The organism is Cupriavidus sp. UME77, from assembly GCF_014170355.1.
Classification (GTDB): domain Bacteria; phylum Pseudomonadota; class Gammaproteobacteria; order Burkholderiales; family Burkholderiaceae; genus Cupriavidus; species Cupriavidus basilensis.
This window is the reverse complement of record NZ_LZZU01000046.1, coordinates 120,730-145,293: the sequence shown is the minus strand read 5'-3', so window position 1 is coordinate 145,293 and position 24,564 is coordinate 120,730. Positions and strand designations below refer to the sequence as shown.

Below are 24,564 nucleotides of genomic sequence, written 5' to 3'. Positions count from 1 at the left end.
CATTTGATGCAAAAAGGGCGCATGGCCAGCCATGCGCCCTTTTTGTTGGTGCTGTTTCATGCCATCCCACGTCACTGCGCGACTACAGGCAATCCCGCACTTGACACCGCATCCGCCATGCGAGATCTTTAACGTGTTAATGAATTTGGTGTTTGCCCAGGCAAGCGGAACGGGATGACGGCCATGGTGCGCCGCGGATATGCTGCACCCGGCATAGGCATGGCTTCCTGCCTGCCGTGCCAGATTACCGATGCGGCACTGCGCAATCTAAGGGTTCGTCGGGATTTCCGCTATGCGTAAGTTGTTTCATATTTCGTAACTCGTAATTTCACAAGCCAGCCGGCCTCCCTCCGCCGGCCGGACTCACCAACAATACGGGGAGACAATGGACCTCTCGATCGCCGCCATCCTGGCGCAGGACGGCATCACCTCGGGCGCCATCTATGCGCTGCTCGCGCTGGCCCTGGTGCTGGTGTTCTCGGTGACCCGCGTCATCTTCATTCCGCAAGGGGAGTTCGTCGCCTATGGCGCGCTGACCCTGGCGGCGATCCAGTCCGGCCATGCGCCGCAAAGCAGCTGGCTGCTGCTGGTCATGGGCGTGCTGACCTTTCTCTATGAGACGGTCACCATCCTGCGCAGCGCCGAACTGCGGCGGACCGCGCCCAGGCGGATCACGGTGCTGGCCGGCAAATACCTGGTCTTCCCGCTGGCTGTGCATCTGCTGGCGCAGAACTTCGACGGGCAGTCGATGCCCATGCTGGCGCAGATCGCGCTGACGCTGCTGATCGTGATTCCGCTCGGGCCCATGCTGTACCGCCTTGCCTACCAGCCGCTGGCCGAGGCCAGCACGCTGGTGCTGCTGATTGTCTCGGTGGGCGTGCACTTTGCACTGGTGGGGCTGGGGCTGGTGATGTTCGGCGCCGAGGGCTCGCGCACCGCGCCTTTCTCCGAGGCGCGCTTTGAAGTGGGCAGCCTGACGATCTCCGGGCAAAGCCTTTGGGTGGTCGGCGCATCGGCACTGATGATCGCGGGGCTGTATTTCTACTTCGAACGCACCATCGCCGGCAAGGCGCTGCGTGCCACGGCGGTCAATCGCCTGGGCGCGCGGCTGGTCGGCATCGGCACAACGCAGGCCGGGCGCCTGTCGTTCACGCTGGCAGCGGCAATGGGCGCGCTGTGCGGGATCCTGATCGCGCCGCTGACCACGGTGTACTACGAATCTGGCTTCCTGATTGGCCTCAAGGGCTTCGTCGGCGCGATCGTGGGCGGTCTGGTGAGCTACCCGGTGGCGGCTGCCGGTGCCATCCTGGTGGGGCTGCTCGAATCGTATTCGTCCTTCTGGGCCAGTGCGTTCAAGGAGGTCATCGTGTTCACCCTGATCCTGCCCGTGCTGCTGTGGCGCTCGCTCACCAGCAAGCATGTGGAAGACGAGGAATAAGGGACACGCCATGAACACCAACCTCAAGAACCGAATCTTCCTGCTGGCCTTCGCGGTAGTCCTGGCGCTGTTGCCGGTGCTGCCCACGCCCGAATTCTGGATCACGCTGGGCAACTACATCGGCCTGTACAGCATCGTCGCCATCGGCCTGGTCCTGCTCACCGGCGTGGGCGGCATGACCTCGTTCGGCCAGGCCGCTTTCGTCGGGCTGGGTGCTTACAGCACCGCCTACCTCACCACGCAGTTCGGGCTGTCGCCCTGGCTCGGCCTGCTGGTGGGGCTGGTGATCACGATGGCCTCGGCCTATGTGATCGGCCTGATCACCATGCGCATGTCGGGCCACTATCTCCCGCTGGCCACCATCGCGTGGGGCCTGTCGCTGTTTTTCCTGTTTGGCAACCTCGAATTCCTCGGCAAGTACGACGGCCTCAACGGCATTCCGGTGCTGCATGTGCTCGGCATCGAGCTGGCCTCCGGGCGCTCGATGTTCTACCTGATCTGGGCCGTGGTGCTGGTGTCGGTGATCGCCATGCAGAACCTGCTCAACTCGCGCCCGGGCCGCGCCATCCGCGCGTTGAAGGGCGGCGGCACCATGGCCGAGGCGATGGGTGTGAACACCGCATGGATGAAGGTGGTGATCTTTGTGGTAGCGGCGATGCTGGCCTGCATCTCCGGCTTTCTCTACGCGCATTTGCAGCGCGCGGTGAACCCCACGCCGTTCGGGCTGAACTACGGCATCGAGTACCTGTTCATGGCGGTGGTGGGCGGCGTAGGCCACGTGTGGGGCGCGGTGCTTGGCGCCGGCATCCTCACCATCCTGAAGGACGTGCTGCAAGGCGTGCTGCCCAAGCTGCTGGGCGCCAACGGCAACTTCGAGACCATCGTCTTCGGCGTGCTGATGGTGCTGCTGCTGCAATACGCGCGCGATGGCATCTGGCCGTTCATCAAGAAGCTGTTCCCCAGCGGGCCACCGGTGCTTGCGCCGGCGCAAGCGCCCGCGCTGCCCTTGCGCGCCAAGCCGCAGGCCGGCGAACTGATCCTCGATGTCAAAGCCGCGCGCAAGGAGTTCGGCGGGCTGGTGGCGGTCAATGACGTGAGCTTCCAGGTCCGCGCGGGCGAGATCATCGGGCTGATCGGCCCTAATGGCGCGGGCAAGTCCACCACCTTCAATCTCGTCACCGGCGTGCTGCCGGCCACGCGCGGCGAGGTGCTGTATCGCGGCGAGCAGATCTCCGGGCTGCCCTCGCGCGAGATCGTCAAGCGCGGCATCGGCCGCACCTTCCAGCACGTGCATCTGCTGCCCACCATGACCGTGCTGGAGAACGTGGCCATCGGCGCGCATCTGCGCGGCGACTTTGCGCCGCAGGGCGGCGTGACGGCAGCGATCCTGCGCATGAACAAGAACGAGGAGGCCAAGCTGCTGCACGAAGCCGCGCGCCAGCTCGAGCGCGTGGGCCTGGCCGACTGCATGTACATGGAAGCCGGCAGCCTTGCGCTGGGCCAGCAACGCATCCTGGAGATCGCGCGCGCACTGTGTTGCGATCCCGCGCTGCTGTTGTTGGATGAGCCTGCGGCAGGGCTGCGCTACAAGGAGAAGCAGGCACTGGCCGAGCTGCTGAAGAAGCTCAAGGGCGAGGGCATGAGTGTGCTGCTGGTCGAGCATGACATGGACTTCGTGATGAACCTGACGGACCGGCTGGTGGTGATGGAGTTCGGTACGCGCATTGCAGAAGGCGTGCCCGAGGATGTGCAGAAGGACCCGGCGGTGCTCGAGGCCTATCTCGGCGGCGTGGAGTAAGGAAACGACAATGAGCCTGATCCTGGAAGTGAAGGACCTCCACGTGCGCTACGGCAAGGTCGAAGCCGTGCATGGCGCCAACCTGAAAGTGGAAGCGGGAAAGATCGTCACGGTGATCGGCCCCAATGGCGCGGGCAAGTCCACCATGCTCAACGCCATCATGGGCGCGTTGCCGGTGAGCGGTTCGTCCACCGGCGCGGTGACTTACCTCGGCCACGACCTCGCCGGCCTGCCGGTGGAAGGGCGTGTGGCGCGCGGCATGTGCCTGGTGCCGGAGAAGCGCGAACTGTTTGGCTCGATGAGCGTGGCGGACAACCTGGTGCTGGGCGCCTATCGCCGCAAGCGTGCGGGTGAGAAGAACTTCCTGGACCAGATGGAAGTGGTCTACGGCCTGTTCCCGCGCCTGAAGGAGCGGGCGAAGCAGGACGCCGGCACGCTGTCCGGGGGCGAGCGCCAGATGCTGGCGGTGGGCCGGGCGCTGATGGCCAAGCCGCAGTTGCTGATGCTGGACGAGCCGAGCCTCGGGCTGGCGCCGCTGATCGTCAAGGAGATCTTTCACATCATCAATGACCTGCGCAAGACGGGGGTGGCGACACTGCTGATCGAGCAGAACGCGCGGGCGGCGCTGCAGGTTGCCGACTACGGGTACGTGATCGAGACGGGGGATATGGCGATGGAGGGGCCGGCTGCCGAGCTGGCGGCTAACCCGAAGGTGATCGAGACGTATCTGGGGCTGGCGAAAAAGGCGGCCTAGGCCTTATCGATCGCCAGAATTTATACGACGAATAATGACCGGCATTGCCGGTCATTATTATTTATGCATTGGATTGCTAGAAACCGGACCTTTGCGGAAGTGTTCTTGATCCAGGGTTAGCGCAGGGATAGGTACGCTGTATATCCATGCGAAGAATGTTGGGAATCATAAGAATTGACTATACATTCGTTATGTAGATATCGGTGGACCAAGAGGCAAGTGAATATTCGCTGAACAAAATAATTTCTGGAATCAAGCTATCTACTATGTATCCAGTGAATTTTCCTGATTGGCCTGCAGCACGTCGGGATCTTGTGCTGCCATGCCAAGTAGCCACGCACGAAACTTGGCAAATGCGGGATGGTCCCGCCTCTCCCTCGGCGCACACAGGAAGTATCCCCGCGTCAGCCTGATCGGCAAATCAAACGGCGCCACTACGCGCCCTGCGGCGATCTCATCCCGTACCAGACAGCGCTGCAACACGGCCACGCCCATGTCCGCCTTGACCGCCTGGACCAGAATCGAGACCTGGTCGAAGCCCGTGGCAAGCGCCGGCGCAGCACTGGGTACGCCTGCCGCGGACAGCCAGTGCTGCCAGTTGGCCGGGGCGGTGGTGTGGTAGAGCAAGGGTTCCTCGAGCAGTTCTGCCGGTCGGGACCATCGTCCAGACTCATGGCGGGCGCGGGCCCGGTCGGGATGGCAGATGGGCACCATCTCGCTGCCGATCACGTAGTCGCATTGCAGGCCCGGCCAGCGGTCCGAGGTGCCGGCGAGGATTGCGGCATCCGGTGCCGGGCCTGAGAAGTCCTCGTTGCGCCGGTAGGGCACGAAGTCCAGGCGGATCTCGGGGTAGCGGCGGTGGAAATCCGGCAGCCTCGGTATCAGCCATACGCTGGCGAGCGTGGGCACGGCGGACAGCGTGAGGTGATGCTGACGGTCGCGAGAGAGCAGGGCGGCGCTGGCGTTCTCGATGACTGCCAGCGGGCCGGCCACCGAGTCGAGCAGCTGACGGCCGGCATCGGTGAGCGTCAGTCGATGCGCGTTGCGCTGGAGCAGGGGTTGGCCAAAGTGGGATTCCAGCCGGGCAATCGCACGGCTGATCGCGCCCTGGGTCACGCACAGGTCTTCGGCCGCGCGCGTGAAGCTGCCCAGCCGCGCGGCGGCGGCAAAGGCATGGAGTTCGGACATCGAGGGCGAGCGTAGCCGCATGCGGTGGGGGCGGGTGTGCCGAGAATGATCTTTGGTAATGCAACCGTGCAATATAGTCGTTTGTGCGGACTCGGTAAACTCCCGACACTTGGCGAGCCAACTCATAGAAATCCAAGGAGAAGTCCGCATGATCCGAGCCCAACTTCCGCGCCGGCATTTTGTCCTGTCTTGCCTGGCGGCATGCGCCAGCCTGACCGCAGCCGGTGGCGCGCAAGCGCAGGCCAACTATCCGAACAAGCCGATTCGCCTGATCGTGCCCTTTGCCGCGGGCGGCTCGACCGACCTGTCGGCACGCCTGGTGGCGGAGTTCGGCGGGCGCGAGCTGGGCCAGTCCATCGTGGTGGAGAACAAGGGTGGCGCCGGTGGATCGCTGGGCATGGAGCAGGTTGCCCGCGCGGCGCCGGACGGCTACACCATCGGCATGGCGACGGTCAGCACGCACGGCTCGAACCCGGCTGTCTATCCCAAGCTGAACTACGATCCGATCAAGGATTTCGCGCCAGTCACCAACGTGGTGGCTATCCCGAGCGTGTTCGCTGTGCACCCCAGCGTGCCGGCCAAGACCATGCAGGAGTTCGTCGCGCTTGTCCGTGCCAACCCCGGCAAGTACAGCTTCGCCTCTCCCGGCGCCGGCTCGCTCGGCCATGTGAACATCGAGAACTTCATGATGCTGGCGAAGATCGACATTCTGCACGTGCCGTACAAGGGCGCGGGCCTGGCACTCAACGATGCGGTGGCAGGGCAGGTCAACGCCATTACCGACAACCTTTCGTCCACGCTGCCCCACGTGAAATCGGGCCGGCTGCGAGCGCTGGCCGTGCTCGGTTCCGCCCGTTCGCCGCAGCTGCCCAATGTTCCGACCTATGCGGAACTGGGCTATAAGGAGATGGGCGATGGCGGCTGGTTCGGCATCGTCGCACCTGCCGGCACGCCGCCGGCCATCGTCGCCAAGCTCAACGACGCCATCCACAAGGCGATGCTGAATCCGGAGTTCAAGCGCAAGGTCGAGGAGTCCGGCGGCACGCTGGTGCCGACCACGCCGGACGGCTTCAAGGTGCAGATCCAGCAAGCGATGGCGCGCTATGCGCGCGTGGCCAAGGCCGCCAATATCAAGCTGGACTGACAGCGATGAGCGACAACTTCGAGCCCTTCGTCCGCTTCGCGCCCTTGGCCCAGGCGTTGCCGCTGGTGTGCGACTCGCCACATAGCGGCACCCATTACCCGCGGGACTTCCGGGCGGCCATCCCCACACAGCGATTGCGTGCCGGCGAGGACACGCACATCGACGCGCTTTGGGAATCCGTGCCGCGCGTCGGCGGTACGCTGATCGCGGCTAATTTTCCGCGTGTCTACATCGATCCTAATCGCACGCTCGATGATCTGGACCCCGACTTGCTGGACGGTGCGTGGCCCGAGCCGTTGGCGCCGGGCGAGAAGACTCGCCTTGGCTACGGGCTGATCTGGCGCAACATGGATGCGGCCACCCCGATCTACGACCGCAAGCTCTCGCTGCAAGAGGTACGCGACCGGATCGACCGCTACTATCGGCCCTACCATCGGGCGCTGTCGGAAGCGGTCGAGGACACCTATCGGCGCTTCGGGGCGGTCTGGCATCTGAACCTGCACTCGATGCCGAACAACGCGTACGAGCGCCTCAAGATTCAGAGTCCGCACCCGCTGGCCGATTTTGTGCTGGGCGACCGCGATGGCGCCACCTGCGAGGCTGGCTTTGTCGGGCTGGTGGCGTCGGAATTGCGCGCGCTGGGATATACCGTGGCGCGCAACGATCCGTACAAGGGCGTGCAACTGATCGCACAAATCGGCCGCCCGGCCGAGCGGCGCAACAGCTTGCAGATCGAGATTCGCCGGCCGCTGTACATGGATGAAGTGACACGTGAGCGTAACGGTGGCTTTGACGAACTCCAGGTCAATCTTGGTCGACTTGTCGAGCGCATCGGCGCTTATCTGAGCGAGCAACGCAGACTGTAGGTGCCTCGGTCTTCCGCTGTGCACACAAGAAAGCCGGGCCATTGCGCCTGGCTTTTTTGTTTCACGTGGAACACACCCAAGTTCTTCATGGCGCATGTTTCACGTGAAACATGCTGCGGCGCAGGGACGCCACGGAGATTGCCGCTATAATTCGGCATCCCGATTTATTCCCGCTAGCCTCCCGGAGGAGGTGCCTCCATGCTTTACCCAAAAGAATTCGATGTCATTGTTGTCGGTGGTGGCCACGCCGGCACGGAAGCTGCACTCGCCGCGGCGCGTATGGGTTGCCAGACGCTGCTGCTGAGCCACAACATCGAGACCCTTGGTCAGATGAGCTGCAATCCGTCCATCGGCGGCATTGGCAAGGGCCATCTCGTCAAGGAGGTGGATGCGATGGGCGGCGCCATGGCGGCAGCCACGGATGAGTCGGGCATCCAATTCCGCATCCTGAATTCCAGCAAGGGCCCGGCCGTACGTGCCACGCGCGCTCAGGCGGACCGTGTGCTGTATCGCAAGGCGATTCGCGCGCGGCTGGAGAATCAGCCCAACCTCATGCTGTTCCAGCAGGCCGTGGATGACCTGGTGGTGGAGGGTGATCGTGTTGTCGGCGCCGTCACGCAGGTCGGCATCACCTTCCGCGCACGCGCCGTGGTGCTGACCGCCGGTACCTTCCTCGATGGGAAGATTCACGTGGGGCTGGATAACTACACAGGCGGTCGCGCGGGCGACCCGGCCTCGGTCTCGCTTTCCGCGCGCCTGAAAGAGCTCAAGCTGCCGCAGGGCCGCCTGAAGACCGGTACGCCGCCGCGTATCGACGGACGCACCATCGATTTCTCCGTGATGGATGAGCAACCCGGCGATCTCGATCCGGTGCCGGTGTTCTCCTTCCTGGGTCGTGCCGAGCAGCACCCGCAGCAACTGCCGTGCTGGATCACGCATACCAACAGCCGGACCCACGACATCATCCGTGGCGGCCTGGATCGCTCGCCGATGTACACCGGCGTGATCGAAGGGGTGGGGCCGCGGTACTGTCCCAGCATCGAGGACAAGATCCACCGCTTTGCCAGCAAGGACAGCCACCAGATCTTCCTGGAACCGGAAGGGCTGACGACCAACGAGTTCTACCCCAACGGTATCTCCACCAGCCTGCCGTTCGACGTGCAACTTGCCCTGGTGCACTCGATCCGGGGCATGGAGAACGCGCACATCCTGCGCCCGGGCTACGCCATCGAGTACGATTACTTTGATCCGCGTGCCCTCAAGGCCTCGCTGGAGTCCAAGGCCATCAGCGGCTTGTTCTTTGCCGGGCAGATCAACGGCACTACTGGCTACGAAGAAGCGGCTGCCCAGGGCCTGCTGGCTGGGATCAATGCCGGCTGCTTCGTACGGGAGCGCGATGCCTGGACTCCCCGGCGGGACCAAGCCTATCTTGGGGTTCTGGTCGACGATCTGATCACCCGTGGGGTCTCGGAACCGTACCGAATGTTCACCAGCCGCGCCGAGTTCCGTTTGAGCCTGCGGGAAGATAATGCCGATATGCGATTGACCGAGGCCGGTCGGGAGCTGGGTGTGGTCGATGATGTGCGTTGGGATGCATTTAACCGGAAACGCGATGCTGTTTCACGTGAAACAGAGCGGCTGAAGGGTACCTGGGTGAATCCGGGCATCCTGCCGGAAGCCGATGCCGTGCCGTTGCTGGGCAAGGCGATCGAGCGCGAGTACAACCTCGCCGATCTGCTGCGCCGTCCCGCTGTCACGTACGAAGCGCTGATGGCGTTGCAGGAAGGCAAGTTCGCACCTGCCCAGGCACTCGATGCCGACCCGCTGCTGGTCGCGCAGATTCGCGAGCAGATCGAGATCGGCATCAAGTATCACGGCTACATCGCCCGGCAAGCCGCAGAGGTGGACAAGCTCGAAGCCAACGAATCCACCCGCCTGCCTGAAGATTTCGACTACACGGAAGTGCGGGGCCTTGGCATTGAGGTTGGCCAGAAGCTGAATCAGCACCGGCCCGAGACCCTCGGCCAGGCATCGCGTATTTCTGGCGTGACGCCAGCCGCGATTTCGCTGCTGCTGGTCCATCTGAAAAAGAAGGGCATGGGGCGTACCAAGTCCGACTCCAGCCAAGAGGCCGCCTGAGTGAGGAACCAACGTTACGCGGCCGTGGATGACGCCGACCAGCGCCGCCGCCTGGAGGCAGGCTTGTCCGCCATCGGCCTGGCGCTCTCCGCGAGCCAGATCGATCAGTTGTTTGCCTATCTGGCACTGCTGCGCAAATGGAACGCCATCTATAACCTGACCGCCATCCGCCATCCCGACGAGATGTTGACCCATCACATGCTCGACTCGCTGGCTGCCGTGCCGGTGCTGGCGCAAGCGGCTCGCGCCGCGGCGGTCGAGGAGGGCGCGCGTGGCCGGGTGCTGGACGTAGGTTCGGGCGGCGGCATGCCTGGTCTGCCGCTGGCCATCACCTGTCCCGACCTGTCGGTGCTGATGGTCGACATCGTGCAAAAGAAAACTGCGTTCCTGACGCAATGCCGGGCACAGCTCGGCCTGTCCAACGCTGCTGCCCATTGGGGCCCGGTCGAAAAGCTGGAAGATGGCAAGGGATACGCAGTCATCACGTCTCGCGCGTTTGCCGAGCTGAGCGATTTCGCATCGCTCGCCGGCCACCTGCTGGCGCCGGGCGGCAAGCTGATTGCCATGAAGGGCGTTTATCCTCAGCCCGAACTCGATCGCATGGAAGCGGCCGGCCTGATGGCCGAGTGGCAGGTTGAGGCAATACCACGCCTGACCGTACCGGAACTGGACGCAGAACGTCACCTGGTGGTGCTGTCGCGCCGCTGACCCGGCCGGTGGTTGTCGCCGGCGCCCACCCCCGGCAGGTAGAAATCAAGCAGGAGCAGCAGGAACATATGGCCAAGGTATTCGTGATCGCAAACCAGAAGGGCGGCGTCGGCAAGACCACCACCACGGTGAACCTTGCCGCCGGCTTGGCGGCACAGGACCAGCGTGTGTTGCTGATCGACCTCGATCCCCAGGGCAATGCCTCGATGGGTTCCGGCATCGACAAGCAGTCGCTCGAGCACAGCGTCTACCAGGTGCTGGTTGGCTTGTCGACGGTGAGCCAGGCGCGCCAGCATTCCGAATCCGGCAAGTACGACGTGCTGCCCGCCAACCGCGAACTGGCCGGCGCGGAAGTGGAACTGGTCGAACTGGACCAGCGCGAGAAACGCCTCAAGAACGCCATTGCCGAGGTCGATGCCGAATACGATTTCGTCTTGATCGACTGCCCGCCGTCGCTGTCGCTGCTGACCCTCAACGGGCTGTGCGCGGCCAACGGCGTGATCGTGCCGATGCAGTGCGAGTACTTCGCACTGGAAGGGCTGTCGGATCTCGTCAATACCATCAAGCAGGTGCACGCCAACCTCAATCGCGACCTGAAAGTGATTGGCTTGCTTCGTGTGATGTTTGATCCGCGTGTCACTTTGCAACAACAAGTGTCGGCCCAGCTTGAGTCGCATTTTGGCGACAAGGTGTTCAAGACCGTCATCCCGCGCAATGTGCGACTGGCGGAAGCACCATCCTATGGCGTGCCCGGCGTGGCGTTCGATCCGTCGTCCAAGGGGGCCAAGGCCTACCTCGATTTCGGCGCCGAGATGATCGCGCGCGTCAAGCAACTCGACTGAACGCCGGGCTGAGAGTCACCGGGTTGAGAGTCACCGAATACAGGATACCGAGATGAGCACCGCGAAGAAGAAGGGCCTGGGCCGCGGACTGGAAGCCCTGCTGGGTGGGCCAGCCGAGATCGTCGATGCCGTGAAGCAGGAGGGCGCACCCTCTGTGCTCCGCCTGGACCAGCTCCAGCCCGGCAAGTACCAGCCGCGCACGCGCATGGACGAAGGCGCGCTGCAGGAGCTGGCCGCGAGCATCCGTGCCCAAGGCCTGATGCAGCCGATCCTGGTGCGCCGCGTTGCAGAGCCGGATCGCTACGAGATCATTGCCGGCGAGCGCCGCTTCCGCGCCTCCAGGATCGCCGGGCTTGAAGAGGTGCCGGTGCTGGTCAAGGACGTGGCCGACGAAGCCGCGGCTGCGATGGCGCTCATCGAGAATATCCAGCGTGAAGACCTCAACCCGCTGGAAGAAGCGCAGGGCATCATGCGCCTGGTGCGCGAATTCAATTTCACCCACGAGCAGGCAGCGGAATCGGTAGGGCGCTCGCGCAGCGCGGTGTCCAACCTGCTGCGTCTGCTGAACCTGGCCCAGCCGGTGCAGACCATGCTGATGGCGGGCGACCTCGACATGGGCCACGCCCGTGCGCTGCTCTCCGCCGACGGCGCCAACCAGATCACGCTCGCCAATCAGATCATTAACAAACGTTTATCGGTGCGCGAGACCGAAAAGCTGGTAGCCTCCACCCTCAAGCCCTTTGACCTCAGGTTGCAGAAGCCGAACAACGGCGCGCCGGCGCGCGACGTGGCCCGGCTTGAGGAAGAACTATCCGACGTGCTTGGCCTGCCGGTGCAGATCAAGCTGGGCGTGCGGGGCAAAGGCCAGCTCACCATTCACTTCACCAGCAATGATGCGCTCGACGGTGTGCTGACACGCCTGCGCGAGCCCGGCGAAAGCCAGTCACCCGCCTGAGCGGGATTTCCCAAAAATAGTGCGCGATTAACGGTCGGTGCCGCTGTGCAGCGGCTTGGTGCAATTGGATGCTGGCCGGTTCTGGCTCGGCGCGCGCACGCCTGTGTAAGGTCTGTGCAAGGCCGATAAACGAATATGGTGCGCCGCCAGCCTTGGGCGGCTCAATTACCTGGCGCGTTATTGTTGGGCGTCGGCCGCGCACGCACTATGGGTTCGTGGCGATTGCAAGTGAAATGCGGACTGTTGCAAGGCGTCTGTAAGCAGATTGACTCGCATGGTGCATTCCTCGTAAAATCGTGCGGTTTGAATTCCGGCCGGTCCAGAAAAGTTCCGGGGCGGATTAAACAACAAGCAGCAACGAGCAAAGGCAATAGCAGGTGGTTTCAGATCGTCAGGATGCTGGTCGGAAAACCGACTGGCAGACGCGTGATGCCTGGGAAGACGAGGCAGAACGCGAAGAAGAGGCGGTCGATCCGCTGTCGCGCGTCGAGGCGGAAACGCTGTTCGGCGAGCGCGCGCTGCGCCCTTCGCGCATGACGCCCGGCAGGGTCGTGCTGGCGCAGGTTGCGGTTACTTTGTTGTCGGCCATTGCCTGGCGACTTTTTGCTGGCGGTAACGCCGGCGCGGCGGGTTGGTCGGCACTGCTCGGTGGCACGGTTTGTTTCGTGCCCAGTGGTTTCTTCGCGCTGCGACTCTGGATGGCGCGCGAACGTCCCTCGATCAGCGGACTGGTGGTCGGCGAGGCGATCAAGGTGTTTGCCACCGCCGGGTTGTTCGTCCTGGTAGTGGTGCTGTACAGCGAGTTGCGCTGGGTACCGATGCTGGTCACGTTCCTGCTTGTGCTCAAGACTTACTGGGTCGCGCTGGCGATTCGCTGAGGTTGCGCCCCAGGCTGGTGGGCCGGCCAGGCGCGGTAGGTCGGATAAGTGTGCTTCTCGTCGAAGTGGGGCACGAAAACAGAATATCAAGATGTTTTTGCGTGGCGCGTCACAACAGTGAAGCGCGGCGTGGATAAGGTTCAAACGAGCTTGCCCGCGGTGACCAGCAAAGTGTGCTGAAGGCGGTGCAAGAAGCGTACCGGCAAATTGCCGGCAACTGGTTTCGCAATATTACGGTTCGTTTCGACATGTCAGCTGCTCAAGGCGCCGAACAGGCCCTCACCCCCTCCGGCTATATCGCCGAACACTTGCAGAACCTCAATACGGTTGGCGGCAAGCAAGCCTCCGTCGTTGACTTCAGCGTCCTCAACTACGACACCGTGTTCTGGTCGGTGCTGTGCGGCGCCATCGCCGTGATTTTCCTGTACGCCGCCGCGCGCCGCGCGACCGCCGGCGTGCCGGGCCGCTTCCAGGCTTTCGTGGAAATGATCGTCGAGATGGTCGACGACCAGGCCAAGGGCATCATCCATGGCGACCGTTCCTTCATCGCTCCGCTGGCACTGATGGTGTTCTGCTGGATCACGGTGATGAATGCCATCGACTTGATCCCGGTCGACTGGGTTACCGGCCTGAACGGCCTGCTGGGTATTTTCCACATCCATCTGCCGCACCACCGCGCGGTTGCCACGGCCGACCTGAACGGTACGCTGGGCATGTCGTGTGCAGTGCTGGTGCTGATGATCTATTACAGCTTCAAGATCAAGGGCGTGGGCGGCTTTGCCCATGAACTGCTGTCGGCCCCGTTCGGCGCCAAGTGGTACCTGGCCCCGTTCAACCTGATCCTGAACCTGATTGAATTCCTGGCCAAGGCGGTTTCGCTGGGCATGCGGTTGTTCGGCAACATGTACGCCGGCGAACTGGTGTTCCTGCTGATCGCGCTGCTGGGTTCCATCTGGACGTTCGGTGCGGACCTCTCCGCGCTGGGCTTCGTCGGTCATGTGCTGGCCGGTACGGTATGGGCGATCTTCCACATCCTGATCGTTCTGCTCCAGGCTTTCATTTTCATGATGCTGACGCTGGTGTACATCGGCCAGGCACACGATCACCACTGATTTAAGTTTTTCGGTTTTTCGGTTTTTTGGTTCTAAGTCTCTTCTCAATTAAAGGAGTAGTCATGCAAGCATATCTCGCCAACATCCAGGGTCTGACCGCCATCGGTATCGGCATCATCATCGGTCTGGGCGCAATCGGCGCCTGCCTGGGTATCGCCCTGATGGGTGGCAAGTACATCGAAGCGTGCGCACGTCAGCCTGAACTGATGAACCCGCTGCAAACCAAGATGTTCCTGCTGGCTGGCCTGATCGACGCGGCATTCCTGATCGGCGTGGGCGTTGCAATGCTGTTCGCATTCGCCAACCCGCTGCTGGCTGTCATCAAGTAATTCTTTTCGGTCTGCATGATGCTGACGGGCGGCGCGGGCCACTTAGCCTGGCCGCCCTTGCGCATTTATCTGTAGTTTGATTACCGAAAGGAACACACCATGAATCTGAACGCAACGTTTTTTGCGCAGATGGTCGTGTTCTTCATCCTGTGGTGGGTAGTTGCCAAATTCATTTGGCCGCCGCTGGTGAAGGCGCTCGACGAACGCGCAAAGAAGATCGCCGATGGCCTCGCCGCCGCTGAAAAAGGCAAGGCTGAGCTCGAACTCGCCAACAAGCGCGTGGACCAGGCCCTGGCCGAAGCCCGCACCGAAGGCGCTCAACGCGTCGCTGACGCCGAGAAGCGCGCTCAGCTGACCGCTGACGAGATCAAGCAAAACGCCCAGGCAGAAGCCGCACGCATCATTGCCCAGGCCAAGGCCGAAGCCGAACAGCAAGTTACCCGTGCGCGCGAGCAATTGCGCGACCAGGTCGCCGTGCTGGCCGTCAAGGGTGCCGAGCAGATCCTCAAGCGCGAAGTGAACGCGCAGGTCCACGCGGATCTGCTCAATCAACTCAAGGCTGAGCTCTAATCATGGCTGAAACCGCAACCATTGCCCGTCCCTACGCCGAGGCGCTGTTCCGCGTCGCGACCGAATCGAGCGGCAATCTGGATGCATGGTCCGAGCTGGTGTCGGAAATGGGGCAAGTTGCCGCCAATCCCGACATGAAGGCGGTGGCTGGCGATCCGAACGTGCACGGCGACAAGCTGAGCGCACTGTTCCTGTCGGCCCTGAAGTCTCCGGTCAACGACGAAGCCAAGCGCTTCGTCAGCCTGCTGGTGGATAACCACCGCCTGTCGGTATTGCCGGAAATCGCCGAGCAGTTCCATGCGCTCAAGAACGACCGTGAAGGGTCGGCTGATGTCGAGATCACGAGTGCCTTCCCCCTTGAGGGCGCAAGCCTGACCGACCTCGTCGCCGCGCTCGAACGCAAGTTCGGCCGCAAGCTGCAGCCCTCGGTTGCGGTGGACCCGTCGCTGATTGGCGGCGTGCGCGTCAAGGTCGGCGACGAAGTGCTCGACACCTCCGTGCGTGCGCGCCTGGCAGCAATGCAAGTGGCGCTGACCGCATGATGCGCGAGAAGCGCACCAGCCGACGGATTGAAGAATTAGGAGCATTGTGATGCAACTGAACCCCTCAGAAATCAGCGAGCTGATCAAGTCCCGCATCTCGGGTCTTGGCGCCGACGCTGAAGTGCGCAACACCGGCACGGTGATTTCCGTGACCGATGGTATCTGCCGCGTGCACGGCCTGTCTGGCGTGATGCAGGGCGAGATGCTGGAATTCCCCGGTAACACGTTCGGTCTGGCACTGAACCTCGAGCGCGACTCTGTCGGCGCCGTGGTGCTGGGCGACTACGAACACATTTCCGAAGGCGACCCGGTCAAGTGCACCGGCCGCATTCTGGAAGTGCCGGTTGGCAAGGAACTGCTGGGCCGCGTGGTCAACACGCTGGGTCAGCCGATCGATGGCAAAGGCCCGATCAACGCCAAAGAAACCGACGTGATCGAAAAGGTTGCCCCTGGCGTGATCGCACGTCAGTCGGTCAGCCAGCCGGTGCAGACCGGCCTGAAGTCGATCGACGCGATGGTGCCGATTGGCCGCGGCCAGCGCGAGCTGATCATTGGCGACCGCCAGACCGGCAAGACCGCCGTTGCTGTCGACGCGATCATCAACCAGAAGGGCAAGGGCGTTTTCTGCGTCTACGTGGCAATCGGTCAGAAGGCTTCGACCGTGAACAACGTGGTGCGCAAGCTCGAAGAACTGGGCGCGATGGAATACACCATCGTCGTTGCTGCTACGGCTTCGGACTCCGCCGCCATGCAGTACCTGGCTGCCTACGCTGGTTGCACGATGGGCGAGTACTTCCGCGACCGCGGCGAAGACGCGCTGATCGTTTATGACGACCTGACCAAGCAAGCCTGGGCCTACCGCCAGGTGTCGCTGCTGCTGCGCCGCCCGCCGGGCCGCGAAGCTTACCCCGGCGACGTGTTCTACCTGCACTCGCGTCTGCTCGAGCGCGCAGCCCGCGTGAACGCCGACTACGTCGAGAAGTTCACCAAGGGCGCAGTGACCGGCAAGACCGGCTCGCTGACCGCGCTGCCCGTGATCGAAACGCAAGCTGGCGACGTGTCCGCTTTCGTGCCGACCAACGTGATCTCGATCACCGACGGCCAGATCTTCCTGGAAACCGACCTGTTCAACGCAGGTGTGCGCCCCGCAATCAACGCCGGTATCTCGGTGTCGCGCGTTGGTGGTGCCGCCCAGACCAAGGTCGTCAAGAAGCTGTCCGGCGGTATCCGTACCGACCTGGCCCAGTACCGTGAACTGGCTGCGTTCGCGCAGTTCGCTTCCGACCTGGACGATGCCACCCGCAAGCAGCTGGAGCGCGGCCGCCGCGTGACGGAACTGCTCAAGCAGGCTCAATACCTGCCGCTGCAGGTGTGGCAGCTGGCCGCGTCGCTGTACGCAGCCAACAACGGCTTCCTCGACAACGTGGAAGTGAAGGACATTCTCCCGTTCGAGAAGGGCCTGCACGACCATCTGAAGACCAAGTACGCCGACCTCGTCAATCGCATCGAAGATTCCAAGGATCTGTCGAAGGAAGACGAAGCCACCCTGCGTGCCGCGATCGAGGATTTCAAGAAGTCCGCCGCGTTCTAACCGCGCAATTCCACGAAACTGCGCCGGCACCGTTGCCATGACGGTGCCGGTGCGGCACGAATGGAGAGGAAGATATGGCCGGAACGAAAGAAATTCGAACCAAGATCAAGAGCGTGCAAAACACGCGCAAGATCACCAAGGCGATGGAGATGGTCGCCGCGTCCAAGATGCGCAAGGCGCAGGAACGGATGCGCAACGCCCGTCCCTATGCTGAGAAAGTGCGCAATATCGCGGCGCACCTGGCTGCGGCCAACCCCGAGTTCAAGCACCCCTTCATGGTGGCACGCGACATCAAGCGCGCCGGCATGATCGTGGTAACGACGGACAAGGGGCTGTGCGGCGGCATGAACACGAACGTGCTGCGTGCGGTAACCAATGAGCTGCGTGAGCTGCAAAGCCGCGGCGTGGAGGTGCAGAGCACCGCCATTGGTTCCAAGGGCTTGCAGTTCATGGGCCGCATCGGCGCCAAGGTGCTCTCGCACGTGGTGCACCTCGGTGACACCCCGCATCTGGAAAAACTGATCGGTGCCATCAAGGTCCAGCTCGACGCCTTCACCAATGGTGAAATCGATGCTGTGTACCTGGCTTACACCAAGTTCATCAATACGATGAAGCAGGAGCCGATGGTGGAGCAGCTGCTGCCGCTCCCCGCCGACAAGTTTGCCCAGACCGAAGATGAAAAGCGCGCCTACTCGTGGGATTACATCTACGAGCCCGACGCACAGACCGTAGTGGAAGAACTGTTGGTCCGCTACGTCGAAGCGCTGGTGTACCAGGCCGTGGCCGAAAACATGGCGTCCGAGCAATCGGCGCGCATGGTGGCCATGAAGGCGGCATCCGACAATGCCAAGAACGTGATCGGCGAACTGCAACTGGTCTACAACAAGACCCGTCAGGCAGCGATTACCAAGGAACTGTCGGAAATCGTCAGCGGTGCCGCAGCCGTCTAAGGCGTCAAGTATTCAAGCTATCGGAGATACGAAATGAGTATCGGAAATATTGTGCAGTGTATTGGCGCCGTGGTGGACATCGAGTTCCCCCGCGACGCGCTGCCTAAGGTCTACGAAGCGCTCGTGCTGGAAGACAGCAACGAAGCCTCGTTCGCCGAGAAGGGCCTGACCTTCGAAGTGCAGCAACAGCTGGGTGACGGCGTGGTGCGTACCATTGCCCTCGGCTCGTCGGACGGCCTGCGCCGCGGCATGGCAGTGAAGGGCACTGGCGCCCCGATCTCGGTGCCCGTCGGTCACGGCACGCTGGGCCGCATCATGGACGTGCTGGGTCGTCCCATCGACGAAGCCGGCCCGATCGCTTCGGACGAGCTGCGCTCGATCCACCAGAAGGCCCCGAAGTTCGACGAACTGTCGCCTTCGGTTGACCTGCTCGAAACCGGCATCAAGGTGATCGACCTGGTGTGCCCGTTCGCAAAGGGCGGCAAGGTGGGTCTGTTCGGTGGCGCCGGCGTCGGCAAGACCGTGAACATGATGGAGCTCATCAACAACATCGCCAAGCAGCACAGCGGTTTGTCGGTGTTCGCCGGCGTGGGCGAGCGTACCCGTGAAGGGAACGACTTCTACCACGAAATGAAGGACTCGAACGTTCTCGACAAGGTGGCCATGGTGTTCGGCCAGATGAACGAGCCGCCGGGCAACCGTCTGCGCGTGGCACTGTCCGGCCTGACCATGGCCGAGAAGTTCCGCGACGAAGGCCGTGACATCCTGTTCTTCGTCGACAACATCTACCGCTACACGCTGGCCGGTACCGAAGTGTCCGCACTGCTGGGCCGTATGCCTTCCGCAGTGGGTTACCAGCCGACGCTGGCCGAGGAAATGGGCAAGCTGCAAGAGCGCATCACCTCGACCAAGACTGGCTCGATCACGTCGATCCAGGCCGTGTACGTGCCTGCGGATGACTTGACCGACCCGTCGCCTGCTACCACCTTCCTGCACTTGGACTCGACCGTCGTGCTGTCGCGTGACATCGCCGCGCTGGGTATCTACCCGGCTGTCGATCCGCTCGACTCGACCTCGCGTCAGCTGGACCCGCAAGTCGTGGGTCAAGAGCACTACGACGTGGCCCGTCGCGTGCAGCAAACGCTGCAACGCTACAAGGAACTGCGCGACATTATCGCGATTCTGGGCATGGACGAACTGTCGCCGGAAGACAAGCAGTCGGTGTCGCGCGCTCGTAAGATCCAGCGTTTCCTGTCGCAGCCCTTCCACGTTGCGGAAGTGTTCACGGGTTCGCCGGGCAAGTACGTCACGCTGAAGGAAACCATCCGCGGCTTCAAGATGCTGGTGGACGGCGAGTGCGATCACCTGCCGGAGCAAGCGTTCTACATGGTCGGCTCGATCGACGAAGCCTTCGAGAAGGCCAAGAAGCTCCAGTAAGCGGCGTCTTTCGCTGCCGGCGCCGGAGTGGCGGCCTAGCCACGGACAGCAATGTCCGGGGCGGCCGCGCTCAGCCCGGCAGCGGAATATTTGCTTCCTGGCAACGGGAAGCCGAAGCTTTCAGGGACTAAAGGAATTCACATGGCAACCATTCTTGTAGACGTCGTCAGCGCCGAATCGTCGATCTTCTCCGGTCAGGCGAAGTTCGTGGCACTGCCGGGCGAGTCGGGCGAGTTGGGTATCCTGCCGGGCCATACGCCGCTGATTACGCGTATCCAGCCGGGCGCGGTGCGCATCGAGAAGGAAGACGGCAGCGAAGAGTTCGTGTTCGTGGCCGGCGGGATTCTCGAAGTCCAGCCCAAGCACGTCACCGTGCTGGCAGACACCGCTATCCGCGGCAGCGATCTCGACGAAGCCAAGGCGCAGGAAGCCAAGCGCGCCGCCGAGGAGCTGATGCAGAACCAGAGCAGCGATCTCGACCTGGCACGTGCCCAGAGCGAGCTTGCCGTGGCAGCAGCACAGCTGGCTGCCATCGCGCGCCTGCGCCGGAAACGGTAAGAAAAAGCAGGGCCGCTGCAGCTGTTGTTTTTTTGGCGGCGGCGAAAAAAAAGGCAGCTGCGAGGCTGCCTTTTTTTCATGCCAACGACTATTCTGTCGGCTCAGGACAAAAAAAAGCGCGCGGGCCGGGGAGGCGCCGCGCGGACGGGAAAATCCCTTCGAGGGGTCAATTCGAAGGAACGGGTAAGGTCCAGGTCAACCAACAGGCGCTAACCACATTCTTGGTGGTCCAGCACTCGGTCAGGCGGTATTGATCGCATTCAGACGATCCAACCATCCGGAACCGGCAAGCGCCAACATCATCTCAACCTGGTACACCGATCACAGGCATCGCCTGCGATCCGGTCAATCTGGGTGGGAATGCTTCCTTAGGCTTTCTTCCATGACGCCCTCCCTTTCTGTTTGGGGGAGGGAACGCCTTTCACAAAAACTGATTGTGTTGAAGCATTGTGGGGGAAACTTTTGGGGATGGCAGTAACAAAATGTATCGGTTTGCAAGAAGTTGAAAGCGCGGTAACCAAATAAGCGTCTAAATAGGCATAAATGGGCATGCTAGGCCACGTGCCACCGCACTCGCCGTCAGGCGGCGGGAACATCACCACGCGGCGCGGGTCCGATAGCTTTCGCTGATCCTGCCATCCGCCATGCGGTCCGGCCATCCACTGCCATGCCGCTTTCCTTCCCCTTTTCCCCTTTTTACAGCGTTGCCCAGGCTCCCGCAAATATCGCGAGAGGCCTTGTCCAGCATAGGCTGGCGGCGTTACTGGCCGCGTCTTTCATGGCGGTTGGCCAGGTTGGCGCGGCCGAGCCGCAAGCCCCCGCCGGCGCGCTCTGGCAAGGCGAGCTCGACGGCCGCATACAGGTATCGCTGACGATATTTCCGCGCGCGGGCACTGGCGGGATCGATGGCACGGCCCGTTACGATTCAATGCTTGCCAGCGCGCCGCGTCAACTCGATGGCCAATTGACATCCGACGGACGGCTGAGCGTGCACGAGCGCGTCACTGGCCAGGCGCCTGTTGAGTATCCCGAAGCCCGCGATGGTGCACGTTTCGAGGGCACCGTCTCCTCCGATGGGTTGAGTGTCAGTGGGGAATGGATGAATACCGACGGTACCCGCCGCCAGGCATTGACACTCACGCGCAAGGCAATCTATCGCGAGCGCACCGTGAATGTGGCTGGCGCACGTCTTACCGAACGCTATCCCGAAACCGGCCGCCCAAACGTGGATGCCCTCATTACGTCACTGCGTACCAGCGCCTGCGGCCAGGGCGAACAGGAGTGCCGCAGCGCGATCGAGGTAATGCGGCTGGATGCCGGCAACGTCGGCCTGCTGCGCACCACCTGGCGCTACAGCGGTGGCGCGCATGGCAGCCTCGACTTCGTGAGTGGCACGTGGCGGCGTCATGGCCTGGCGGGTGCAGTGGCATCCGCGCCAACTGCCCAGCCGGTCTATCGCCGGGTCGGGCTAGCCGATCTCTTGCAGCCGGGCGAGGCTTGCCTGCAAAAACTCAATGACGAGCTACAAGCGGCACTGAAGCGGCAGGGCGCAGCCGAGCCCGCGCGTGGCTTGCTTGACGCACAAGCGCTGCAGGAATCGCGCGTCCCGTTTACCCTGTACCGCGGTGGCGTGGTGTTGCACTATGCCCCCTACGCGGTCGGCCCATTTGCGCAGGGCGCCTACCAGGTAGCGGTGCCGTTCGCGCGGCTGGGCAGTTGTGCCCGCCCGGTCGGTACCGGCCGCGACAAGTCCCCGGAACCCTTTGAGAAGGAATCGACGTGAGCGAGATGCAGACAGCTATTCGCGGCATGCTGGCGATGAAGACGGTAGCCGTGGCCGGCCTGTCCGGACACCCGGACCGGCCCAGCCATGAAGTGGCCGCCTACCTGCAGCGCCACGGCTATCGCATCGTTCCCGTCAATCCGCGCCATGCGGGCGAGCGCATCCTGGGCGAGACCTGCTACGCCAGCCTGGCCGAGGCCGCCGCGGCCTTGGCCAAGTTCGGGCAGCGCATTGATTGGGTCGATATCTTCCGCCGCGCAGCCGATGTGCCGCCAGTGGTCGAGGATGCCATCGCGATCGGCGCCCGCGGCGTCTGGCTGCAGCTCGGCATCGTCAATGATGAGGCGTTTGCCCGGGCCACCGCCGCCGGGTTGCTGGCGGTTCAGGACCGCTGCAGCAAGATCGAGCTGATGCGCCAGGCCGCCTGATCCCGCTAAACTAGCCACGCTAGCTCCGAATCCCGTCCTCAATTCCATCCTCAATCCCGCCCTCAATTCAGTCCCAAGCAGCCATGGCCATCGATCCCCAGCTTCTCGACTACTACCGCCGGCTCTCCGAACGCTACGCCGGGCAGCCCGAGCCGGCCGGTGCCGCCGGCCGTCGCGCGCGCTTCGCCGAGATCACGGCGACCTCGGTCGTGCCCGACCCGGAAGGCATCAAGTCCACCGATATGGAGCTGGAGCTACCCGGCCGCACGCTGGCGGCGCGATTGTTCCGCCAGGAAGGCGTGGCCGAGCCGCGCCTGATCGTCTATTTCCACGGCGGCGGCTGGGTGGTGGGATCGCATGACACGCATCACAGCGTGGCAGCGCTGCTCGCCGCCGACACTGGCTGCGCGGTGGCCAGCGTGGACTACCGGCTGGCACCGGAGCATCCGTTCCCCGCGCCGTGTGACGACGCGCTGCAGGCGGTGCTGTGGTTCGCCGAGCAACGCGCCCGCTTGCGCCTGGACACCGGCTTCCTGGCCGTGGCGGGCGACAGCGCGGGCGGGCACCTGGCCGCGCAGGCCGCGCGCTGGGCCAATGCGCACGGGCGCCCCGGCCTGGTCAACGCCCAGTTGCTGATCTATCCCGTGGCCGCGCCGGTGCTGGCCAGCGAAAGCTATCGCGCTTTTGCGGATGGCCCCGGCCTCACCCGCGACGAAATGGCCTGGTTCTGGACGGAATTCATCGGCGCCGAGCGCCTTGCCGCCGGCGCCGCCATCGAAGACACGCGCATCCACCTGATGGGCGCCGCGCCACAGCACCTGCCCCCGGCCAGCGTCGTGATGGTTGCCGCCCACGACGTGCTGCGCGACGACGGCCTGGCCTACGCTGACTACCTGGTGCGCTACGGCGCGCCGGTGATCACGCTGGAGGCAAGCGGGATGACGCACGGCTTTGCCCGCCTGCAGCCCGATGCCCCGCGCGCGCGCGAATGGATGCGCCGCGCCGCGCAGGCCTTCAAGGAACTCGCGGAGGATATCTAAGCTGCCGGCAGCGGCCGGCCATCCCGTAAAATGGCGGTCTTACGAGGATGACCATGACCGCATTGCAGAACGATACCTTCCTGCGCGCGCTGCGCCGGCAACCGACCGAGTACACCCCGCTGTGGCTGATGCGTCAGGCGGGGCGTTACCTGCCCGAATACAACGCCACGCGCGCTCGCGCCGGCAGCTTCCTCGGCCTGGCCAAGAACCCGGCCTACGCCACGGAAGTTACCCTGCAGCCCCTGGAGCGCTATCCGCTCGATGCGGCCATTCTCTTCTCCGACATCCTGACCGTGCCCGATGCCATGGGCCTCGGGCTGTCGTTTGCGCAAGGCGAGGGTCCGCGCTTTGCCCACCCGTTGCGCACCGAAGGCGACGTCAAGAAGCTGGCGGTGCCGGACATGGCCTCGCTGTCCTACGTGTTCGACGCGGTCAGCGAGATCCGCCGGGCACTGGTGCAGGACGGCCGCCAGCGCGTGCCGCTGATCGGCTTCTCGGGCAGCCCCTGGACGCTGGCCTGCTATATGGTCGAGGGTGCGGGCTCCTCCGATTTCCGCACGGTCAAGGCCATGATGTACAGCCGCCCCGACCTGATGCACCGCATCCTGGAGATCAACGCGCAGGCCGTGTCGGCCTACCTGAATGCGCAGATCGAGGCAGGTGCGCAAGCCGTGATGCTGTTCGACACCTGGGGCGGCACGCTGGCCGACGGCATGTACCAGACGTTCTCCCTGGCCTATATGCGCAAGGTGCTGGCCGGATTGAAGCGCGAGCACAACGGCGAGCAGGTGCCGGCCATCGTGTTTACCAAGGGCGGCGGATTGTGGCTGGAGGCGCTCACCGAGATCCGTGCCGATGCGCTCGGTCTGGACTGGACGGTCAACTTGACGCAGGCGCGCCGCCGCACCGGCGGGAAGGTGGCACTGCAGGGCAATATCGACCCCAATGTGCTGTTTGCGCCGGAAGCCGCGATTCGCGAGCAGGTGCGTGGCGTGCTCGACAGTTATGCGGCCGGCGGCGGCAGCGACGGACACGTCTTCAACCTTGGGCACGGCATCTCTCAGTTCACTCCGCCCGAGAATGTGACGGTGCTGGTGGACGAGGTGCATCGCTACAGCCGGCAGCTGCGTACTGCGGCAAGGTGACAGCTGGTGCACGTCTTCCCTCCCACCCGGGGGTACCGCCTGTGCGGCGCAGCGAGATGGCCTCGCGCGCCGCAGCCGGGCGGGCGGGTGCCGGGGGAGGCTTGCCCGAAGCGCTGTCAAGTAAACTATTTTGCAATATTTCGCCCTTTCGGTGCCGGTTCGCGCTTGTCAAGGCTTGACTTATGCACATCAATGGGTTTTCCGCAGTGCAAGAGCGGGTTAGTCCCTAACTCATCTGAGGGATATCGCCAAGTCCTTGATTTACAAGGCATTGCATCTGGCCACGCACAAGCTGGAATGCCCGTGGGAGCCTTGTTTTACGGGGCTTGCCGGGAACTCCGGACGAGTTTTCAACAAAGTTATCCACAG

Annotated in this window: 23 protein-coding genes; 22 read left to right on the top strand and 1 reads right to left on the bottom strand. The window is 63.3% G+C overall.

Annotated features, from left to right (window positions below; all coding sequences use genetic code 11):
• Nucleotides 1-385: 385 nt before the first annotated feature.
• The 3 genes from A9975_RS18560 to A9975_RS18550 are packed head-to-tail and all read left to right on the top strand — an operon-like array spanning nucleotide 386 to nucleotide 3,990.
• Entirely contained in the window at nucleotides 386-1,438 is a 1,053-nt protein-coding gene (locus A9975_RS18560) for a branched-chain amino acid ABC transporter permease (RefSeq protein WP_183034090.1), read from the top strand.
• A 10-nt stretch (nucleotides 1,439-1,448) separates the two neighbouring features.
• The gene (locus A9975_RS18555; protein ID WP_150987527.1) at nucleotides 1,449-3,236 is read left to right on the top strand and encodes an ATP-binding cassette domain-containing protein; all 1,788 of its coding nucleotides are present in this window, start codon (nucleotides 1,449-1,451) and stop codon (nucleotides 3,234-3,236) included.
• Between the two features lie 10 nt (nucleotides 3,237-3,246).
• Nucleotides 3,247-3,990 carry an ABC transporter ATP-binding protein gene (locus A9975_RS18550; protein WP_174426825.1) on the top strand — a complete coding sequence of 248 codons (744 nt, stop codon included), beginning with the start codon at nucleotides 3,247-3,249 and terminating at the stop codon, nucleotides 3,988-3,990.
• Nucleotides 3,991-4,254: 264 nt separating this feature from the next.
• On the opposite strand, the gene A9975_RS18545 is transcribed toward A9975_RS18550, so the two are convergent.
• Nucleotides 4,255-5,199: a LysR substrate-binding domain-containing protein gene (locus A9975_RS18545; protein ID WP_183034089.1), complete on the bottom strand. Its 945-nt coding sequence runs from the start codon at nucleotides 5,197-5,199 to the stop codon at nucleotides 4,255-4,257.
• Nucleotides 5,200-5,326: 127 nt separating this feature from the next.
• Between A9975_RS18545 and A9975_RS18540 the strand changes: the two genes are divergently transcribed.
• The 19 genes from A9975_RS18540 to hemE all read left to right on the top strand — a co-directional run bounded on the left by A9975_RS18540 (nucleotide 5,327) and on the right by hemE (nucleotide 24,195).
• The gene (locus tag A9975_RS18540; protein WP_183034088.1) at nucleotides 5,327-6,322 is read left to right on the top strand and encodes a tripartite tricarboxylate transporter substrate binding protein BugE; all 996 of its coding nucleotides are present in this window, start codon (nucleotides 5,327-5,329) and stop codon (nucleotides 6,320-6,322) included.
• 5 nt (nucleotides 6,323-6,327) lie between these two features.
• The gene (locus A9975_RS18535; RefSeq protein ID WP_183034087.1) at nucleotides 6,328-7,188 is read left to right on the top strand and encodes an N-formylglutamate amidohydrolase; all 861 of its coding nucleotides are present in this window, start codon (nucleotides 6,328-6,330) and stop codon (nucleotides 7,186-7,188) included.
• A gap of 198 nt (nucleotides 7,189-7,386) precedes the next feature.
• Entirely contained in the window at nucleotides 7,387-9,327 is a 1,941-nt protein-coding gene (mnmG, locus tag A9975_RS18530) for a tRNA uridine-5-carboxymethylaminomethyl(34) synthesis enzyme MnmG (protein ID WP_183034086.1), read from the top strand.
• Entirely contained in the window at nucleotides 9,328-10,035 is a 708-nt protein-coding gene (rsmG, locus tag A9975_RS18525; RefSeq protein ID WP_183034085.1) for a 16S rRNA (guanine(527)-N(7))-methyltransferase RsmG, read from the top strand.
• A gap of 68 nt (nucleotides 10,036-10,103) precedes the next feature.
• Nucleotides 10,104-10,877 (top strand): ParA family protein, encoded by a 774-nt coding sequence (locus A9975_RS18520; protein ID WP_150987514.1) that lies wholly within the window; start codon nucleotides 10,104-10,106, stop codon nucleotides 10,875-10,877.
• A 52-nt stretch (nucleotides 10,878-10,929) separates the two neighbouring features.
• A complete protein-coding gene (locus tag A9975_RS18515) occupies nucleotides 10,930-11,832 on the top strand; it encodes a ParB/RepB/Spo0J family partition protein (protein WP_183034084.1) in 903 nt (300 codons plus the stop codon).
• Nucleotides 11,833-12,209: 377 nt separating this feature from the next.
• Nucleotides 12,210-12,710 carry an ATP synthase subunit I gene (locus A9975_RS18510; RefSeq protein WP_183034083.1) on the top strand — a complete coding sequence of 167 codons (501 nt, stop codon included), beginning with the start codon at nucleotides 12,210-12,212 and terminating at the stop codon, nucleotides 12,708-12,710.
• Nucleotides 12,711-12,958: 248 nt separating this feature from the next.
• Complete coding sequence (atpB, locus tag A9975_RS18505) at nucleotides 12,959-13,822, top strand: F0F1 ATP synthase subunit A (protein WP_150987512.1); 864 nt, start codon at nucleotides 12,959-12,961, stop codon at nucleotides 13,820-13,822.
• A 62-nt stretch (nucleotides 13,823-13,884) separates the two neighbouring features.
• On the top strand, nucleotides 13,885-14,151 hold the full coding sequence (gene atpE, locus A9975_RS18500) for a F0F1 ATP synthase subunit C (RefSeq protein ID WP_006157246.1): 267 nt from the start codon (nucleotides 13,885-13,887) through the stop codon (nucleotides 14,149-14,151).
• A 99-nt stretch (nucleotides 14,152-14,250) separates the two neighbouring features.
• Nucleotides 14,251-14,721 (top strand): F0F1 ATP synthase subunit B, encoded by a 471-nt coding sequence (locus tag A9975_RS18495; RefSeq protein ID WP_043350775.1) that lies wholly within the window; start codon nucleotides 14,251-14,253, stop codon nucleotides 14,719-14,721.
• 2 nt (nucleotides 14,722-14,723) lie between these two features.
• Nucleotides 14,724-15,263: a F0F1 ATP synthase subunit delta gene (locus A9975_RS18490; RefSeq protein WP_006157248.1), complete on the top strand. Its 540-nt coding sequence runs from the start codon at nucleotides 14,724-14,726 to the stop codon at nucleotides 15,261-15,263.
• Between the two features lie 49 nt (nucleotides 15,264-15,312).
• The gene (gene atpA / locus A9975_RS18485) at nucleotides 15,313-16,854 is read left to right on the top strand and encodes a F0F1 ATP synthase subunit alpha (protein ID WP_150987510.1); all 1,542 of its coding nucleotides are present in this window, start codon (nucleotides 15,313-15,315) and stop codon (nucleotides 16,852-16,854) included.
• Nucleotides 16,855-16,928: 74 nt separating this feature from the next.
• Nucleotides 16,929-17,804, top strand: a complete 876-nt coding sequence (atpG, locus tag A9975_RS18480; protein ID WP_043350766.1) for a F0F1 ATP synthase subunit gamma — start codon at nucleotides 16,929-16,931, stop codon at nucleotides 17,802-17,804.
• A 33-nt stretch (nucleotides 17,805-17,837) separates the two neighbouring features.
• Nucleotides 17,838-19,241, top strand: coding sequence for a F0F1 ATP synthase subunit beta (atpD, locus tag A9975_RS18475; protein WP_150987508.1), 1,404 nt, complete (start codon nucleotides 17,838-17,840; stop codon nucleotides 19,239-19,241).
• A gap of 141 nt (nucleotides 19,242-19,382) precedes the next feature.
• On the top strand, nucleotides 19,383-19,799 hold the full coding sequence (locus A9975_RS18470) for a F0F1 ATP synthase subunit epsilon (RefSeq protein ID WP_043350759.1): 417 nt from the start codon (nucleotides 19,383-19,385) through the stop codon (nucleotides 19,797-19,799).
• Between the two features lie 778 nt (nucleotides 19,800-20,577).
• A complete protein-coding gene (locus A9975_RS18465) occupies nucleotides 20,578-21,582 on the top strand; it encodes an RsiV family protein (RefSeq protein ID WP_255503300.1) in 1,005 nt (334 codons plus the stop codon).
• Between the two features lie 5 nt (nucleotides 21,583-21,587).
• Nucleotides 21,588-22,010, top strand: a complete 423-nt coding sequence (locus tag A9975_RS18460) for a CoA-binding protein (RefSeq protein WP_183034081.1) — start codon at nucleotides 21,588-21,590, stop codon at nucleotides 22,008-22,010.
• A gap of 83 nt (nucleotides 22,011-22,093) precedes the next feature.
• Nucleotides 22,094-23,050, top strand: coding sequence for an alpha/beta hydrolase (locus A9975_RS18455; protein WP_183034080.1), 957 nt, complete (start codon nucleotides 22,094-22,096; stop codon nucleotides 23,048-23,050).
• Between the two features lie 47 nt (nucleotides 23,051-23,097).
• On the top strand, nucleotides 23,098-24,195 hold the full coding sequence (gene hemE, locus A9975_RS18450; RefSeq protein WP_183034079.1) for a uroporphyrinogen decarboxylase: 1,098 nt from the start codon (nucleotides 23,098-23,100) through the stop codon (nucleotides 24,193-24,195).
• The last annotated feature ends 369 nt before the right edge of the window (nucleotides 24,196-24,564 follow it).

What these genes read in the sequence shown, in the direction of transcription:
- A9975_RS18560 (WP_183034090.1), top strand. Translation starts at nt 386, where the DNA reads ATGGACCTCTCGATCGCCGCCATCCTGGCGCAGGACGGCATCACCTCG.
- A9975_RS18555 (WP_150987527.1), top strand. Translation starts at nt 1,449, where the DNA reads ATGAACACCAACCTCAAGAACCGAATCTTCCTGCTGGCCTTCGCGGTA.
- A9975_RS18550 (WP_174426825.1), top strand. Translation starts at nt 3,247, where the DNA reads ATGAGCCTGATCCTGGAAGTGAAGGACCTCCACGTGCGCTACGGCAAG.
- A9975_RS18545 (WP_183034089.1), bottom strand. Translation starts at nt 5,199, where the DNA reads ATGCGGCTACGCTCGCCCTCGATGTCCGAACTCCATGCCTTTGCCGCC.
- A9975_RS18540 (WP_183034088.1), top strand. Translation starts at nt 5,327, where the DNA reads ATGATCCGAGCCCAACTTCCGCGCCGGCATTTTGTCCTGTCTTGCCTG.
- A9975_RS18535 (WP_183034087.1), top strand. Translation starts at nt 6,328, where the DNA reads ATGAGCGACAACTTCGAGCCCTTCGTCCGCTTCGCGCCCTTGGCCCAG.
- mnmG (WP_183034086.1), top strand. Translation starts at nt 7,387, where the DNA reads ATGCTTTACCCAAAAGAATTCGATGTCATTGTTGTCGGTGGTGGCCAC.
- A9975_RS18520 (WP_150987514.1), top strand. Translation starts at nt 10,104, where the DNA reads ATGGCCAAGGTATTCGTGATCGCAAACCAGAAGGGCGGCGTCGGCAAG.
- A9975_RS18515 (WP_183034084.1), top strand. Translation starts at nt 10,930, where the DNA reads ATGAGCACCGCGAAGAAGAAGGGCCTGGGCCGCGGACTGGAAGCCCTG.
- atpB (WP_150987512.1), top strand. Translation starts at nt 12,959, where the DNA reads ATGTCAGCTGCTCAAGGCGCCGAACAGGCCCTCACCCCCTCCGGCTAT.
- atpE (WP_006157246.1), top strand. Translation starts at nt 13,885, where the DNA reads ATGCAAGCATATCTCGCCAACATCCAGGGTCTGACCGCCATCGGTATC.
- A9975_RS18495 (WP_043350775.1), top strand. Translation starts at nt 14,251, where the DNA reads ATGAATCTGAACGCAACGTTTTTTGCGCAGATGGTCGTGTTCTTCATC.
- A9975_RS18490 (WP_006157248.1), top strand. Translation starts at nt 14,724, where the DNA reads ATGGCTGAAACCGCAACCATTGCCCGTCCCTACGCCGAGGCGCTGTTC.
- atpA (WP_150987510.1), top strand. Translation starts at nt 15,313, where the DNA reads ATGCAACTGAACCCCTCAGAAATCAGCGAGCTGATCAAGTCCCGCATC.
- atpG (WP_043350766.1), top strand. Translation starts at nt 16,929, where the DNA reads ATGGCCGGAACGAAAGAAATTCGAACCAAGATCAAGAGCGTGCAAAAC.
- atpD (WP_150987508.1), top strand. Translation starts at nt 17,838, where the DNA reads ATGAGTATCGGAAATATTGTGCAGTGTATTGGCGCCGTGGTGGACATC.
- A9975_RS18470 (WP_043350759.1), top strand. Translation starts at nt 19,383, where the DNA reads ATGGCAACCATTCTTGTAGACGTCGTCAGCGCCGAATCGTCGATCTTC.
- A9975_RS18465 (WP_255503300.1), top strand. Translation starts at nt 20,578, where the DNA reads ATGGCGGTTGGCCAGGTTGGCGCGGCCGAGCCGCAAGCCCCCGCCGGC.
- A9975_RS18460 (WP_183034081.1), top strand. Translation starts at nt 21,588, where the DNA reads ATGCAGACAGCTATTCGCGGCATGCTGGCGATGAAGACGGTAGCCGTG.
- A9975_RS18455 (WP_183034080.1), top strand. Translation starts at nt 22,094, where the DNA reads ATGGCCATCGATCCCCAGCTTCTCGACTACTACCGCCGGCTCTCCGAA.
- hemE (WP_183034079.1), top strand. Translation starts at nt 23,098, where the DNA reads ATGACCATGACCGCATTGCAGAACGATACCTTCCTGCGCGCGCTGCGC.